The organism is Providencia rettgeri (assembly GCF_001874625.1).
In the GTDB taxonomy this organism is placed as follows: domain Bacteria; phylum Pseudomonadota; class Gammaproteobacteria; order Enterobacterales; family Enterobacteriaceae; genus Providencia; species Providencia huashanensis.
In genome coordinates, this window is record NZ_CP017671.1 from 4,054,419 (window position 1) to 4,069,262 (window position 14,844).

The 14,844-nt window shown below is 39.0% G+C and carries 14 protein-coding genes; 11 read left to right on the forward strand and 3 right to left on the reverse strand.

The genetic code is table 11. The features are described 5' to 3' along the window. Positions 1–28: 28 nt before the first annotated feature. Genes RB151_RS18780 through RB151_RS18790 form a run of 3 tightly spaced genes read right to left on the reverse strand, consistent with a single transcriptional unit; the run spans position 29 to position 3,998 of the window. The gene (locus tag RB151_RS18780; protein ID WP_048606178.1) at positions 29–745 is read right to left on the reverse strand and encodes a GntR family transcriptional regulator; all 717 of its coding nucleotides are present in this window, start codon (positions 743–745) and stop codon (positions 29–31) included. A 48-nt stretch (positions 746–793) separates the two neighbouring features. Continuing rightward, a complete protein-coding gene (locus tag RB151_RS18785) occupies positions 794–2,563 on the reverse strand; it encodes a sulfatase (RefSeq protein WP_042846263.1) in 1,770 nt (589 codons plus the stop codon). Positions 2,564–2,576: 13 nt separating this feature from the next. Beyond that, positions 2,577–3,998: a PTS transporter subunit EIIC gene (locus tag RB151_RS18790; protein WP_042846264.1), complete on the reverse strand. Its 1,422-nt coding sequence runs from the start codon at positions 3,996–3,998 to the stop codon at positions 2,577–2,579. Positions 3,999–4,147: 149 nt separating this feature from the next. Here RB151_RS18790 and RB151_RS18795 point away from each other — a divergent pair, with 149 nt between their 5' ends. The 11 genes from RB151_RS18795 (at position 4,148) to RB151_RS18845 (ending at position 14,821) form a co-directional block, all read left to right on the forward strand. Next, positions 4,148–4,504 carry a YidH family protein gene (locus RB151_RS18795; protein ID WP_042846266.1) on the forward strand — a complete coding sequence of 119 codons (357 nt, stop codon included), beginning with the start codon at positions 4,148–4,150 and terminating at the stop codon, positions 4,502–4,504. Positions 4,505–4,512: 8 nt separating this feature from the next. After that, positions 4,513–4,812: a DUF202 domain-containing protein gene (locus RB151_RS18800; RefSeq protein WP_042846268.1), complete on the forward strand. Its 300-nt coding sequence runs from the start codon at positions 4,513–4,515 to the stop codon at positions 4,810–4,812. A gap of 144 nt (positions 4,813–4,956) precedes the next feature. Then, the gene (locus RB151_RS18805) at positions 4,957–5,199 is read left to right on the forward strand and encodes a YhdT family protein (protein ID WP_042846269.1); all 243 of its coding nucleotides are present in this window, start codon (positions 4,957–4,959) and stop codon (positions 5,197–5,199) included. Further along, positions 5,189–6,643 (forward strand): sodium/pantothenate symporter, encoded by a 1,455-nt coding sequence (panF, locus tag RB151_RS18810; protein WP_042846270.1) that lies wholly within the window; start codon positions 5,189–5,191, stop codon positions 6,641–6,643. The genes RB151_RS18805 and panF overlap by 11 nt, the downstream gene beginning before the upstream one ends. Positions 6,644–6,664: 21 nt before the next feature. Then, positions 6,665–7,549, forward strand: a complete 885-nt coding sequence (prmA, locus tag RB151_RS18815; protein WP_042846272.1) for a 50S ribosomal protein L11 methyltransferase — start codon at positions 6,665–6,667, stop codon at positions 7,547–7,549. 317 nt (positions 7,550–7,866) lie between these two features. Further along, positions 7,867–8,850, forward strand: a complete 984-nt coding sequence (gene dusB, locus RB151_RS18820) for a tRNA dihydrouridine synthase DusB (RefSeq protein ID WP_004908195.1) — start codon at positions 7,867–7,869, stop codon at positions 8,848–8,850. A 7-nt stretch (positions 8,851–8,857) separates the two neighbouring features. Then, on the forward strand, positions 8,858–9,154 hold the full coding sequence (gene fis, locus RB151_RS18825; RefSeq protein ID WP_004258438.1) for a DNA-binding transcriptional regulator Fis: 297 nt from the start codon (positions 8,858–8,860) through the stop codon (positions 9,152–9,154). A 1,485-nt stretch (positions 9,155–10,639) separates the two neighbouring features. Next, on the forward strand, positions 10,640–10,978 hold the full coding sequence (locus tag RB151_RS18830; protein ID WP_042846274.1) for a helix-turn-helix domain-containing protein: 339 nt from the start codon (positions 10,640–10,642) through the stop codon (positions 10,976–10,978). A 90-nt stretch (positions 10,979–11,068) separates the two neighbouring features. Further along, the gene (locus tag RB151_RS18835; protein WP_042846276.1) at positions 11,069–11,590 is read left to right on the forward strand and encodes a fimbrial protein; all 522 of its coding nucleotides are present in this window, start codon (positions 11,069–11,071) and stop codon (positions 11,588–11,590) included. Between the two features lie 77 nt (positions 11,591–11,667). Beyond that, entirely contained in the window at positions 11,668–12,183 is a 516-nt protein-coding gene (locus RB151_RS18840; protein ID WP_048606262.1) for a fimbrial protein, read from the forward strand. 70 nt (positions 12,184–12,253) lie between these two features. Further along, positions 12,254–14,821, forward strand: coding sequence for an outer membrane usher protein (locus RB151_RS18845; protein WP_052219339.1), 2,568 nt, complete (start codon positions 12,254–12,256; stop codon positions 14,819–14,821). Positions 14,822–14,844 lie beyond the last annotated feature (23 nt).

Genomic DNA, 14,844 nt, shown 5'->3' on the forward strand with positions numbered 1-14,844 from the left:
AACCTCTTAAGTTTTGGCAACGGACATCTTAGCTGCCATTCACTTTATACTCGTAATAGTTGCTTAAATAACTACCTTCCATATATAAAATGGCTTCATTATCTTTGTTGTAGTCAATACGGCAACGAGAAAATATGGGGGTTTTCTCATCGATATCTAATAATTCCATTTCTTGTTTTGTTGGAACAAGTGCTGATAATTTTTCAGTATAATGGTTTGAATTTAGCCCTTTGGATTCTAAAAAAAGATAAATAGACTCTTCTAAATCCTCTGCTGTAATGCTTTCAATACAAGGTGGAAAATAAAAACAATTGTATTGAATCGGTTTATTTCCTTTTGTAATAACCCTTTCCACTTTGGTCAGAACTGAGCCTTCCGGCAATTTCATAATTTCACTGATATCTTTATTTGCCGCAACTTTGTTTATCGAAATAATATTACGTTTTACTCTTTGTGTTGCAGCTCCCAATACTTGGGTATGGATTGTTGCATAGGCTTTTTTAGAATTTCGAATAACGAGAGTGCCAACCCCTCGAGATCGCTTTACATACCCTTCTTTTTCTAATTCCGAAAGTGCCCTTCTTGCCGTGATCCTGCTGATCCCAAACATTTCTTGAAATTCAGCTTCTGTCGGAAAAGTATCGTTTTTCCTATATTCACCTTTATTTAGCTTATCTACTAAAATATCATACACTTGCGCGTATAACGGTTTTGAATGCGTACTATAATCTAGTTGTTTTTTCATATATTAATCACAATTACCCGATGTTAGCCCACCGGGTAATGCTCTTATTTATTTTAATCGCATTTCCAGAGCTACCCGGTATAAAAGCTCATTATGGTTTTCTACTGGAAAATTATCAATAATGAAATCAACTAGCTGTTTTTGTGTTAACCCACCTTCTAATTGTTTGATAAACCTGTCCTTTATCGTCTTTAAATGACGGGTTTCGATATATTGTAATAATGACATCGCACCATATTTAACTTCCTGCGTGAGCGGATATTGGTCAAATGCAGTTTTCGCTGCTCCAGCCTGCTTATGCTCTTGTTCAATTTGCTCAAGGGAAACTGGTTGCTCTTTCGATAAACCATAACGAGCATACAACTCTTCAGGAGCATCATTTTGTAACATCATTAAACGAATATTTTCGAGTAAACGCTGTTCTATTGCCACATTGAGGATTGGTGACGTTTGTGCCGGGTCTTGCTTAACATGGTATAAGCGATGTCCAAAACGGTCTGAGTCTGTTGTCATCACACTCGTTGCAGGGATTTTTAATACTGAGCAACCTTGTGTGAAATCAAACCCCTCATATAACTCTGTTCCTTGTAACTCTTTAGGCGTAAACCGCCGGTTTATACGTGTTGGCATCAAAGTATAATCATGAAGCCCCTCGGTTCCTTGAACAACAGGAGAGCGCATATAAACATACTCACCATCTGTGATATTAATCTGACAGCCATGGTAGCCAAACAGCGCATATTCGCGAATAGGTTCATCTTTAGCAAGCCCAGCTAATATGCTTTTTCCTTGCATATTTTTAGGGATTGGTGCATTAAAATAATCAAGTAACGTAGCCGGTATATCAATAGTTTGAGCCAACATCTGCCTTGATACCCCATTGGTATCCAAATCAGGGTGGCAAATAAAAAATGGTGTATTCGCGATTTCGTTATAAAGTGGCATGATATTTTTCCCCCACCAATCATGTTCACCTAATAAGAAACCGTGATCCGTATTTACAATTAATAGCGTATCTTCCCATAAATTGTATTTATCAAATATATCAAGAACCTGACCAACATATGCATCGACCATCGTTACTAGTGCTTGATAAAAACCACGGATCACTTTTTGCCTAGACTCATCCTCAGTGACAAAATAATACGGCGGCCAGCCATCAAAATGAGCATTGGATAAACCATAAAGTTGTAGGTATTTTTCAGGTACATAAAACGGTTCATGAGGATCAAAACACTCGAGCTGTAAAAACCAATTATCATCCGAGTGATTAGTTTCAATAAATTCAATACCGTGACTAATTGTTTGTACCAGTGGATGATCTTTTTCATCCTGCATATATTGCTGATTAATCAGGTGCTGGGTACGACTGGCTATTTTACGCTGTTTATTTTCATCAGGTTCACCTGATTCATAATGAACAACTGGCTTATTCACAACACCTTTCCAGTTATCCCCCTCTTGCCCCCGAATAAATTCATATGTTGAGAAACGCGAATGGTAGGTTGCACCGCCATCTCGCCAGTAATGTTTGTGATCCGTAACTAAATGAGTATGAATACCTTGTTTTTTCAGTATTTCAGGCATCGACTCATCAAATGGCTCAATCGGGCCCCAGCTACGATGAAGGAAATTATATCTCCCGGTATGCAATTCTCTCCTTGCAGGCATACAAGGCATACTGCCAACATAAAAATTATCAAACTTCAGTGCGCGTTTACGTAATCGCTCAAAATTAGGAGTAATGGTTGTTTGGCAGCCATAAGCCGACAACATATGTTTATTCAATGAATCAAACATTAACATTACAGCTTTCATTGTTATTTCCTTTTTACTGGTACTTTCTGATACGTCCAACAACATAAGTCAATACGAAAGCAATACTCGCACCGACTAACCAACTAAAAATGTATTGGAGATATTTACCATCCGCTATCAGTGGTAGTGCGGATAGCCCTGCGGCTCCGACCCCATTGGCTGTTACATCCAATAAGACGATCATCATTCCCCCAAAACCAGCACCTATCGATCCTGTGATAAATGCAAAGCCTGCTGGGATGTTTACCCCAAAGATAGTCGGTTCACCTACGGCTAAAATACTGGTCGGGATAGCCCCTTTAGCGACACGTTTCATTACCGGATCTTTTGTCATTATCAAGACGGCAATTGCAGCGCCGACCATACCGGAATTACTCATGATTTGAATCGCAAATAACTGCGAACTTCCTGTTGCTTGAATTAATTCTAAATGGATAGGAATTAACCCTTGGTGTAAACCAAGAGAAATTAAAAATGGGAATAAAGAAGATAAGATAAAACCAGCCGCTAAGCCACCATGCTGTAAAATTCCGGACAATGAGCCTAAAATACCATTAGATACAACGCCAGCTACTGGCATAATACCAAATAGCAAAAGCGCAGTCATAATGATGATTGTCAACGTTGGGGTTGCAATAACATCTATCATACTCGGGATATAGCGGCGTAATCGCTTTTCTAACCAACAGCTAATCCAAACCGCAAAAATAACCCCAATTAACCCACCTTGTCCCGGAGTTAGTCCCAAAATAGCAACTTGAGGCGCAATCGTAATTGCCCCTAAAATCCCCCCTAAGATTTCAGTTCCCTTAAACTCTTTAGCAGCAAAAATACCGGTGAATACAGCTAGTAAGCTAAACAAGCCACTCGCAATAATCCCCATAATAGTACTTATTTCTAACAACCCTTGTTGTTGCAAAACCACTTGGGCTGCTGACATATTAGCGGTTGCTTGAATTCCCTGAGCTAGCGCCTCGGCATGTGCCGAGTTAACAATAATGTTATTGATCCCCATTAAAGTACCAGCAGCAATTAAGCCGGGTAATAATGGAACAAAAATATTCGCTATACTTCTTAGCACGGCTTTAACTGGCGTTTTTTTCTTTGCTTTATTTCTAGCGATTTCAGCTTTAGCTAATACATCGCTTTCAGGTTTATCATCCTGCAATACAGTGCTTTCTGAGTCCCCGTTAGATAGTAGTTGATTAATTGCGTCAGCAATATTGTTACATTTTCCCGGTCCGACAATCACTTGCAATGTTTCATCACTCACCACTCCTAGCACGCCAGGTAGTGCTTTCAAACCTGCAATATCCGCCTTTTCTTCATTTTTTAATGTCATTCTCACTCGAGTCATACAATTTGTGACGTGAATGAAATTTTCAGAACCGCCTGATAATTCTATAATTTTTTTTGATATTTTATCGAGATCCATAGATCCTCTCTTACGGTATAGTAAGGCAAAATGCTTTGTTATATTGTTATAACATTTAGATTAATATATCATCAGAAAAAGAAAGCCCACACTTACATTAATGTTTTGTGATTTTCTTCTCACTTTTTCTAAAAAAGATAGGAATTCCAATGACGATAAAAAAAGAAAACTGGAAAATACTTGGGAAAGCGCCGGATTACCGATTCACATTAGCTAACGAAAGAACATTTTTAGCCTGGATTAGAACAGCGTTGGCTTTTTTAGCTGGTGCAATTGCCATCGAACAACTATTTCAATCTATCGAATTTCCATGGATAAAAATGGCACTGGCATTAGTGCTCGCTGTGGCGGGTGGGCTGACTGCGGCGATGGCATTGTATCGCTGGAAACAAAACGAATTAGCAATGCGGCAAGATAAACCCCTTCAATACACTTCTTTTTTATTGTTAATTACATTGTTTATCATGACCGCAGCCTCTTTCGCACTCTTATATATTTTACTATAGGCAGTGCAATGCGAGACCCCGGACTACAACCAGAAAGAACACAGCAAGCTTGGAGCCGAACGCTACTCGTTTTAGCACTAAATATATTGCTATTTCTGCGTTCTGGGTTACTCAATCATTCATACCTAATGCTAACCGCAGCTGCGGCTGGCGCATTATTATTTTTGATCATTACATTCAAAAGACATAATGCATCTACCTCCCCTAAAATAGGATTAAAAATAAACAATTCTATATTCTTATTTTTTGCGTCATACACCCTTATTTTTATGTCTTTTATGCTGGTTATTAAGATTTTATCTACTTAATTTGACTTTATCTCTCAATATTTAACTAAGTTCATCTTAAATAAATCACTGCCTTTAATCGCTTTTCTCTGAATTTTTCACACTCCACTCCCAGATTATCGTACAATCCCCGATTATTTTTGTGAGAATGAGGAGGAATAACGGATGGACAAACGTTTTCTTCAATCAAATAAAGAGGCCCGTTGGTCACTCTATTTAACGATAGCCTATATGATAGGCTGGGTTATTTGTGCATACCTTCCTAGCAATACGATGGGAGTTACTGGGTTACCATTATGGTTTGAATGGTCATGCCTAATTTTGCCCGTCATCTTTATTCTACTGTGTATTATGATGGTTAAGCTCATATTCAAAGATATCTCTCTGGAGGAGAATGATGCAGATTGAAGTTCTCCTACCATTAATCGGTTACCTTGCCCTCGTCTTTCTGTTATCAATTTATGCCTATAAAAAGCGGAAAACAGGCGAATTTCTGAATGAGTATTTCTTAGGTAATCGTTCCATGGGCGGTTTCGTCCTTGCAATGACAATTACCGCAACCTATATCAGTGCGAGTTCATTTATTGGAGGCCCTGGAGCCGCCTATAAATATGGTCTAGGTTGGGTACTTTTAGCGATGATCCAGCTACCGGCAATCTGGCTTTCCCTTGGCGTACTGGGTAAGAAATTTGCTATTTTAGCGCGCCGCTATAATGCAGTGACCCTTAACGATATGCTCTACGCTCGCTATCAAAGCCGCTTCTTAGTTTGGTTTGCAAGTGTTAGCCTACTCATTGCTTTTTTTGGCGCCATGACAGTGCAATTTATTGGCGGCGCAAGGCTATTAGAAACAGCAGCTGGTATCCCATATACCTATGGTTTGATAATTTTTGGGGTATCTATCGCCCTCTATACAGCTATTGGTGGCTTCAGAGCCAGCGTATTGAATGATGCATTGCAAGGGCTAGTCATGCTTATCGGGACAGTGATCCTACTTGTTGCCATCATTTACCATGCTGGTGGGCTCCCTACAGCCATCGAAAAAATGCATGCCATTGACCCTAAATTAGTGTCGCCCGAAGGGGCTGACGATATTCTGAGTGGGCCTTTCTTAGCTTCTTTTTGGGTTCTAGTCTGTTTTGGCGTGATTGGTTTACCCCACACCGCGGTGCGTTGTATTTCATACAAGGACAGCAAAGCTGTTCACCGAGGAATTATTTTAGGCACTATCGTGATGGCAATATTGATGTTTGGTATGCACTTTGCGGGTGCATTAGGGCGCGCAATTTTGCCTGATCTGACCATCCCTGACCAAGTGATACCAACATTGATGGTACAAGTCCTTCCTCCATTTGCCGCTGGGATTTTCTTAGCAGCACCGATGGCGGCAATTATGTCGACTATTAATGCTCAGCTCTTGCAGTCCTCAGCCACTATCGTAAAAGATATTTACCTCAATGCAGTGCCCACGCAAATTAAAAATGAGAAAAAACTGGCTCGGATCTCTAGCTGTTCTAGTTTGATCTTAGGGGCTTTGCTTTTGATCGCTGCGTGGAACCCACCTCAAATGATTATTTGGCTGAATTTATTAGCGTTTGGTGGTCTTGAAGCGGTTTTCTTGTGGCCATTAGTTCTTGGGCTATATTGGGAAAAAGCCAATGGTACAGGGGCAATTTGCGGTATGGTTGTCGGTGGCGTATGTTATGCCATTTTTGCTTCCTTTAAGATAGAACTTATGGGCTTTCACGCTATCGTTCCATCGCTAATTTTCAGCCTCATAGCCTTCTTGATAGGTAACTTTTTTGGCAAAAATCCAGTACAATTGCCCACAATTAAGACATCAACAAATTAGATTTTAACATAAGAGATAAATATGCCTTGGATACAGATCCGCATCAACTCAACAGGTCCACAAGCAGAAGCTCTTGGCGATGAACTCATCGAAACTGGGGCGGTATCCGTCACTTTTCAAGATAGCCATGATACCCCTGTTTTTGAGCCCCTACCTGGAGAAACTCGTCTTTGGGGTGATACTGACGTCATTGGTTTATATGATGCAGAAACCGACATGAAATGGGTGGTTTCTCAATTGGAAAATAGCCCTCTTCTTGGAACTGGGTTCATTCATAAAATCGAACAATTAGAAGATAAAGACTGGGAAAGAGAATGGATGGATAACTTCCACCCAATGCGCTTTGGTGAGCGTTTATGGATCTGCCCAAGTTGGCGCGATGTTCCGGACCCAACTGCCGTTAATGTCATGTTAGACCCAGGCTTAGCCTTCGGAACAGGGACCCACCCAACAACATCACTGTGTCTTCAATGGTTAGATAGCCTTGATCTCGAAGGGAAAACGGTAATCGACTTCGGATGCGGTTCGGGCATTTTGGCGATCGCAGCATTGAAACTAGGTGCCGCTCATGCCATTGGTATCGATATCGACCCTCAAGCTATTACTGCAAGTCGCGATAATGCGCAACGTAACGGCGTCTCCGAGCGTTTATCTCTCTACTTATCGAAAGACCAACCGGAAGCGCTACAAGCTGATGTCGTAGTTGCTAACATCCTTGCTGGCCCTCTACGTGAATTAGCCCCAATGATAAGCGTATTGCCTCGTGCAGGTGGTTTACTGGGTCTTTCTGGGGTATTAGCCACTCAAGCAGAAGGGGTTGCTGATGCTTATCGACCCATGTTTGAAATTGACCCTGTGGCTGAAAAAGATGAGTGGTGCCGTATTACCGGTGTCAAGCACTTTTGATGGCTTTTTTTATCAAAATTAGGGAATAATTCCTTTGAAAATAACGCCAGAATAGATTATCTTATAGCTCAAATATTGCTCAATAGCTGGTGATAATCTGTTCTGCACGAGATTTGAACAACGCAACAGTTATTTTAATAAATCGTTATCGAGTACGCTTAACTATTTGTTAAATATAACTAATTTTTTAGTTGCTAGAATGCAAGATAAAAAAATTAGTGATAAATAACCGTTTGCTCAAAGTTTGTCCTTTCATATCTCGTAAAAAATGCGTAATATACGCGCCCTTGCAGTCACAGTATGGCCCCCATTTAGTTATGCGAATCGGACAATATCAGTTGAGAAACTGTCTTATTGCTGCCCCAATGGCTGGCATTACAGATAAACCTTTTAGGTCACTCTGTTATGACATGGGCGCAGGTATGACGGTATCAGAAATGCTTTCTTCTAACCCTCAGGTTTGGAAGACAGACAAATCTAGGCTCAGAATGGTTCATCGTGATGAACTTGGGGTACGTTCCGTTCAAATAGCTGGCAATGATCCCGATGAGATGGCTGCTGCTGCTCAAATTAATGTTGAGAGTGGCGCTCAAATTATCGATATCAATATGGGCTGTCCAGCTAAAAAAGTGAATCGTAAGCTTGCAGGTTCTGCACTGCTACGTTATCCAGAAATCGTTAAGTCGATTCTAGAAGGTGTCGTAAAAGCAGTGGATGTACCTGTTACTCTTAAGATCCGCACAGGTTGGTCACCTGAAGAGCGAAACTGCATAGAAATTGCCAAATTGGCCGAAGATTGCGGCATTCAAGCACTCACCATTCACGGCAGAACTAGAGCCTGTCTGTTTAATGGGGAAGCTGAATATGACAATATTCGGGCAGTTAAGCAGACTGTTACCATTCCGGTTATTGCCAATGGCGACATTACTGACCCGCTAAAAGCCAGGGCTGTTTTGGACTACACAGGGGCTGATGCCTTGATGGTAGGACGAGCGGCTCAGGGAAGACCATGGATCTTCCGGGAAATCCAGCATTATCTGGACACAGGTGAAATATTGCCACCGATGCCAATGGCAGAGGTACAACGCATTATGCTAGCGCATGTACAGGAATTGCACGACTTTTATGGTCAAGGCAAAGGAGCCCGTATAGCGCGCAAACATGTTTCTTGGTACTTAAAGGAACATGCACCTGATGACCAGTTTCGGCGCTCATTCAACACCATTGAGGATGCCAGCGAACAGCTGGAGGTGTTGGAAGCATTTTTTGAAAATTTTTGCGTAAATAAAGATAAGAGCTGACAGAACTATGTTCGAACAACGCGTAAATTCTGACGTACTAACCGTTGCTACTGTAAATTCACAAGATCAAGTAACTCAAAAACCGTTACGTGATTCAGTCAAGCAAGCACTGAAGAACTATTTTGCTCAATTAAATAATCAAGATGTTAACGATTTATATGAGCTGGTATTGGCTGAGGTAGAACAGCCTTTGTTGGACATGGTTATGCAATATACCCGTGGAAACCAGACCCGTGCAGCCCTGATGATGGGTATCAACCGCGGTACTCTGCGTAAGAAACTGAAAAAATACGGCATGAACTAATCCTAGTCGGTTAATGCAGTGTTTTTACAGGCACCTTCTATATTTTAGAAGGTGCCTTTTTGTTTAAATGACTGGGCACCAGAAACGCCACAGTACTGCGACGCATGCGGCTAGTATATTTTACTCTTCTATTGCAGGTATTTAGTATTTCTCATTAAATACACAAAATGTACTGCTCTAGACTAACCTAGCTTTACTCCCTACCAGTTAAATTACCATTCCCCCCAATGCCCTTTCAATCCCTAAAAGCCCCTATAAACTTATACTTCACTCACCTATTTTATTAGATAACCTATTTTATTCCCTGTTAACCCTAGGTTGATTTAACTTAAATATAATAAATTTAAATAGCCTCAATAAATCACATCATCTAAAATATAATAATAAATACTATATTCAGTAAATAAAATTCACAGTGCGCTTACCATCACAGCAAACACATCAAAAAATTTAATTATTAATAATAAGCTATTAAAACAGAAGGAAATTTAATATTTAAAGTACTCAGTCATTATTAATAGTTCGCTAAAACACAAAAAATATTAATCACTCACTGAGTTTAAAATATTATTATTTCACCATTCTCAAAATAGTAAATAAAACTATAGCCCAACCTAATAACCCTTGTTCAACTTACATAAGTCTACGCTGATTAAAAATCACATAACTGACTAACACCCTTCCATTTGACTTTATATAATAAATTCTGAACTCATTGTTATACAAGAATTTAAATTATTTTATTAGTAAAGATAGCATTTATTACAGTACCTACTTTTCATAATAGGTCAATGTCATTTCCTGATGTATATACAGATTTATATACCTTAAAAAGAATTAGTTGAACAAGAAAAAACAATGAACAACTTATTGAGGAAAAACTGAATGAAAATTATTACCATAGCGGTTTACTCATAGGATATTTGGTGATGTTAAGTACCTATGCGTTTATTATTATCTGATAATTATGTTAGTTAATATTTATTTTTCACTCACGATGAGAGTTTTCTTTACTTAAACTAAACCCCATGATATTTAAGTATTTTTCACTATATATACCACGTTTTGATTACTCACATTATGTGTTTTCTTTGCTTTTTACACACTTAAACGTTACAAATAAAGATAAAGTATGAAAAAATGTTAATATCGAGTTAATATTCTGTTTTTATCTTTAGAATTGCTTTTTTGTATTGTCATTGATTTATCAGTTTTTGATAAATTAAAAAACACACATCTCGCAGAAAATCACAACACATTGATTTATATATAATTATAAAAACTGTAAAAAGTGTAAATTTATGGTTATTCATTAAAAACTTCAAATTAGTGAGTTTGCTTTTAAATTTCTCACTCTTTATAATTGTAGGAAATCAAGGCAACGATGAATATTATTAGCTTTCTCTTTAATTAAAGAACTAATATTAATAATAAGTTACTAATTTATTAATTTAAATTAGTAGTTTTCTTTTGGAAAATAGTTGTATGAACTTACAAGAACATAAAGATGCTCCAAGTGAGAATTCTGCCAATTGTTTTTCTTCTTATTGTGGAGTTGTAATAAAAAGAATAAGAAAAGAAACTGGTATTACTGGAGCTCAATTAGCAACAAAATTAAATATTTCACAACAGCAAATGTCTCGCTATGAAAGAGGTGTCAATAAGCTAACAGTCGATATGTTATTTAATATTTCAGTAGCTTTAAACATCTCATTTGAAAGTTTAATCAAGAACATTATTATTGAAATAAACAAATCAAATTATGATGACGTGGTAACTTTAAGAAAAAGCATCACGGCATCTGATACCATCTACTTTTATTAAGTAACTTTATTAAGTTTAATAATTAAAGTGGCTTTAAACATTTTCAAACAAAAACACATCAAATATTTATTATGATTCTCTGAGGAATATATGAATAAAGTTATTTTTGCAGTTTTAGTATCGAGTGCAATGAGCGCTTCTGTATTAGCCGCTGATATGGGGCACGGTAAAGTTACATTTAAAGGAGCTATTATTACAGCACCTTGTTCAATATCGCCTAATTCTATCGATCAAACTATTGAGTTAGGACAAATTGCAGATTCAACATTAATGGGCGGAGGTAGATCAACCCCACGTACATTTGATGTTTCATTAGAAAACTGCAAATCCGAAAACTTAAAAAGTGGAGTCCAATTGACTTTCAGTGGTGCAGCTGCAGCATTTGATACAACAAATAAGACATTAGGACTTGTCGGTACAGCTTCCGGAGCAGGTGTTCAAATTACTAACCCAGCTGGCCAAGTAATCACACTGGGCAAACCCTCTCCATTCCAAATAATCCAAAATGGCAGCAACACTCTACGTTTTGCCGCATATTTGATTGGTGATGGTGATAAAGCAAAAACAGGTGAATTTAGCTCTATAGCTGACTTTACACTGAACTACGAGTAAACGAATAAATGGCCTGATGAGATAAGGATATCGCTCAGGCTTTTAAAATTCGGTGAGAGGTACGCATGATAAATAAAATGAGAATTATCAAAGGTACATTTGGATTGCATTGTATCGTCTTGGCCTTTTCAGCGAATGCTGGAGCGAGCATCAAAATGCAAGGCTCTATTATTGAAACAGCTTGTTCTATTGATGTTGGAAGCCGAAATCAAACTATTGATATGGGAAGTTTACCTTTAGCCGCCATTCATAGAGATGGCCAAGGACCTGCTCGTACTTTTCATATTCGTTTAGTTAATTGTGTTTTAGCTAGGCAAAACCCCGCTAAGCCAAATTGGCAATACTTTCAAGTCACCTTTGACGGCTCACAATCGCAAGGGTTATTTCAAGTAGATGGCCAGGCGAGCGGTGTTGGACTACAGATTCAACGCGAAGACGGTGAAATTGCCATCCCAGGAAAAAGTTTATCGCACCAAACACTTTCAATTGGTGAACGCGACCTGTCATACAATTTACGGTTAGTAGCAAATAAAAATGCGTTGATAGCAGGACAATACTCTAGCCACATACGTTTTAAATTAGATTACGAATAGACCGCATAAGTCGTTGTTCATTTCGGTTATTAAATAAACATCATAGATAAAAATAAGAGAAGGTGGGGCAATGACCTCGGATTTCATTCGCACCCCGTTACTTGGGTGGTTTCATCCAAGTGTAGTGGGGCTATGTATTACACTGGTAGTAAGCTTTGCTGGGCAGGCGAAAGAGATTGAGTTTAATACCGATATTTTGGATGTAAACGACCGAGCTAACATTGACTTGAGCCAGTTTTCAAAATCCGGTTATTTAATGCCAGGTGAATATAGTTTTGCTATTTATGTGAATAAGCAGACGTTACCAGAACAACCTATTTATTACTACACCTCGCCTATAGATGAAGGTGATAGTTTAGTGTGCTTAACGCCAAGTATTGTCGAACAATTTGGTCTGAAACCCGAGGTGATGAACAAACTGTCATGGTGGCATGAAGGAGAATGTTTGTCACTTGATAGCTTAAAGGGAACCGATGTTAAAGCTGATTTAGCTAGTTCAACATTATATATCAATATGCCGCAAGCATATTTGGAATATACCGCTGAAAATTGGGACCCTCCTGCACGTTGGGAAGATGGCGTATCAGGGATGGTCTTTGATTATAACGTCAATACACAAGTATCACAGCAAACACGCGGTGGCGAGCAAACTAATTACAACACCAGTGGAAATGGCGTAGTTGGAGTAAACCTAGGCGCATGGCGTGCTCGTGCTGATTGGCAAATGCGATTAGATAAACAACAAAGCCAAAGCGTAACACATTCGTTAGATTGGTCTCGTTATTATATTTACCGAGCCATTAAATCTTTGGGTGCAAAATTAACCTTAGGTGAAGATTATCTGGTGTCAGATATTTTCGATAGCTTCCGATTTACGGGAATGAGTTTAATTACCGATATTAATATGCTCCCTCCTAATTTAAGAGGGTATGCTCCTGAAATTACTGGGGTTGCCACTAGTAACGCGACAGTAATAGTGAGCCAGCAAGGCCGTATTATTTATCAAACACAAGTTGCGGCTGGTCCCTTTCGTATTCAGGACTTAAATGATGCCATGTCAGGTGAATTAAATGTTGAAGTTAAAGAACAAGATGGCTCAATCCAAACTTTCACAATAAATACAGCTACGGTCCCTTACCTAACTCGTCCGGGGCAATTACGTTACAAGTTAGCAGTAGGACGTCCTACTGATTGGCAACACCATGTAAATGGTGAAACTTTTGCGAGCGGTGAGTTTTCTTGGGGAGTCAACAACGGTTGGTCATTATTTGGTGGCGCAATTGGCGCTGAAAATTATGCTTCTGCAGCACTCGGTATCGGACGTGATTTAATGATGTTTGGAGCATTATCGTTCGATATTACACATGCACGCTCTAATTTAAAAGGAATGACTGATGTTGGAAATAAAACCTATAAAGGCAACTCATACCGCCTAAGTTATTCAAAACACTTTGATGCTTATAACAGCCAAGTAACCTTTGCAGGTTATCGTTTCGCGGAAAAAGGTTTTATGAGTATGTCAGAGTACTTAAATGCGCAAATGAGTGGGGTTCAGCAATATAGCAGCAAAGAAATGTATACCGTTTCATATAACCAACAATTTCCGAGTGTCGGATTAAGTGCATATCTTAATTATTATCACCAAACCTATTGGGATCAGCCAGATAATGACCGCTATAGCCTATCTATAGCCAAGTATTTTGACATGGATAAGCTAAAAAATTTAAGCATTAACCTGACGGCGTATCGTAATAGTTATCAAAATACGAATGATGATGGGGTATATGTCTCTTTATCAGTGCCATGGGGAAATTCTGGTTCTCTCAATATGAATAGTAGTTGGAATAAAAATGATAACACTCAAAGGATCGGGTATTACGACCGTTTGGATGAGCGCAGTAATTACCAACTAAGCACAGGGATTTCTCGTACTGGTGCTTTAGTCAGTGGTTTTTATTCTCATCAAGGTGATATTGCATCATTAAATGCAAATGCTACTTATCAACAAAACCGCTACCGCTCTGCTGGATTGTCTTTACAAGGTGGGGTCACCGCAATACGAGACGGTGTTGTATTCCACAGAAATAACCAAATGGGAGGAACACGTATTTTTGTCGATACTGATGGCATAGCTGGCATTCCCTTACGAGGGTACGGCGCAACAGTTGACTCTAATCGTTTTGGGCAAGCAATCTTAACTGATGTGAATAGCTATTACCGTAATCAAGTGAGCGTAGACTTAAATGCCCTACCCAATGATGCACAAGTAACACAATCGGTTAAACAAGGAACATTAACGGAAGGTGCTATAGGTTATCGTCAATTTGAAGTCGTTGCTGGTGCAAGTGCCATGGCCATATTACGGCTCGCTGATAACAGTTACCCACCGTTTGGTGCTTTGGTATTTAATCGACGAGGCCAACAGGTAGGAATGATTGGTGATGAAGGAAGCGCCTATTTAACTGGATTAAACCCAAATGATATTTTGCAGATACGTTGGGATGAGAGAACTCAATGTGAAGTGACATTACCGGAAACTTTACCAACAGGAGAAGCATTGTTTTCTAGCTGGTTGTTACCGTGTCTCTCTGCTGGTAATAAAAACTCAATCAACACAACCTTCGAGGAAATGAATTGAGTAAATATCAATACAATTACAGG

Excerpts from the sequence above, each read along its gene's own strand:
- RB151_RS18800 (WP_042846268.1), top strand. The coding sequence starts at position 4,513 with ATGCGAGACCCCGGACTACAACCAGAAAGAACACAGCAAGCTTGGAGC.
- RB151_RS18840 (WP_048606262.1), top strand. The coding sequence starts at position 11,668 with ATGAGAATTATCAAAGGTACATTTGGATTGCATTGTATCGTCTTGGCC.
- RB151_RS18845 (WP_052219339.1), top strand. The coding sequence starts at position 12,254 with ATGACCTCGGATTTCATTCGCACCCCGTTACTTGGGTGGTTTCATCCA.
- dusB (WP_004908195.1), top strand. The coding sequence starts at position 7,867 with ATGCGAATCGGACAATATCAGTTGAGAAACTGTCTTATTGCTGCCCCA.
- RB151_RS18795 (WP_042846266.1), top strand. The coding sequence starts at position 4,148 with ATGACGATAAAAAAAGAAAACTGGAAAATACTTGGGAAAGCGCCGGAT.
- RB151_RS18805 (WP_042846269.1), top strand. The coding sequence starts at position 4,957 with ATGGACAAACGTTTTCTTCAATCAAATAAAGAGGCCCGTTGGTCACTC.
- RB151_RS18785 (WP_042846263.1), bottom strand. The coding sequence starts at position 2,563 with ATGAAAGCTGTAATGTTAATGTTTGATTCATTGAATAAACATATGTTG.
- fis (WP_004258438.1), top strand. The coding sequence starts at position 8,858 with ATGTTCGAACAACGCGTAAATTCTGACGTACTAACCGTTGCTACTGTA.
- prmA (WP_042846272.1), top strand. The coding sequence starts at position 6,665 with ATGCCTTGGATACAGATCCGCATCAACTCAACAGGTCCACAAGCAGAA.
- RB151_RS18835 (WP_042846276.1), top strand. The coding sequence starts at position 11,069 with ATGAATAAAGTTATTTTTGCAGTTTTAGTATCGAGTGCAATGAGCGCT.
- panF (WP_042846270.1), top strand. The coding sequence starts at position 5,189 with ATGCAGATTGAAGTTCTCCTACCATTAATCGGTTACCTTGCCCTCGTC.
- RB151_RS18790 (WP_042846264.1), bottom strand. The coding sequence starts at position 3,998 with ATGGATCTCGATAAAATATCAAAAAAAATTATAGAATTATCAGGCGGT.
- RB151_RS18830 (WP_042846274.1), top strand. The coding sequence starts at position 10,640 with ATGAACTTACAAGAACATAAAGATGCTCCAAGTGAGAATTCTGCCAAT.
- RB151_RS18780 (WP_048606178.1), bottom strand. The coding sequence starts at position 745 with ATGAAAAAACAACTAGATTATAGTACGCATTCAAAACCGTTATACGCG.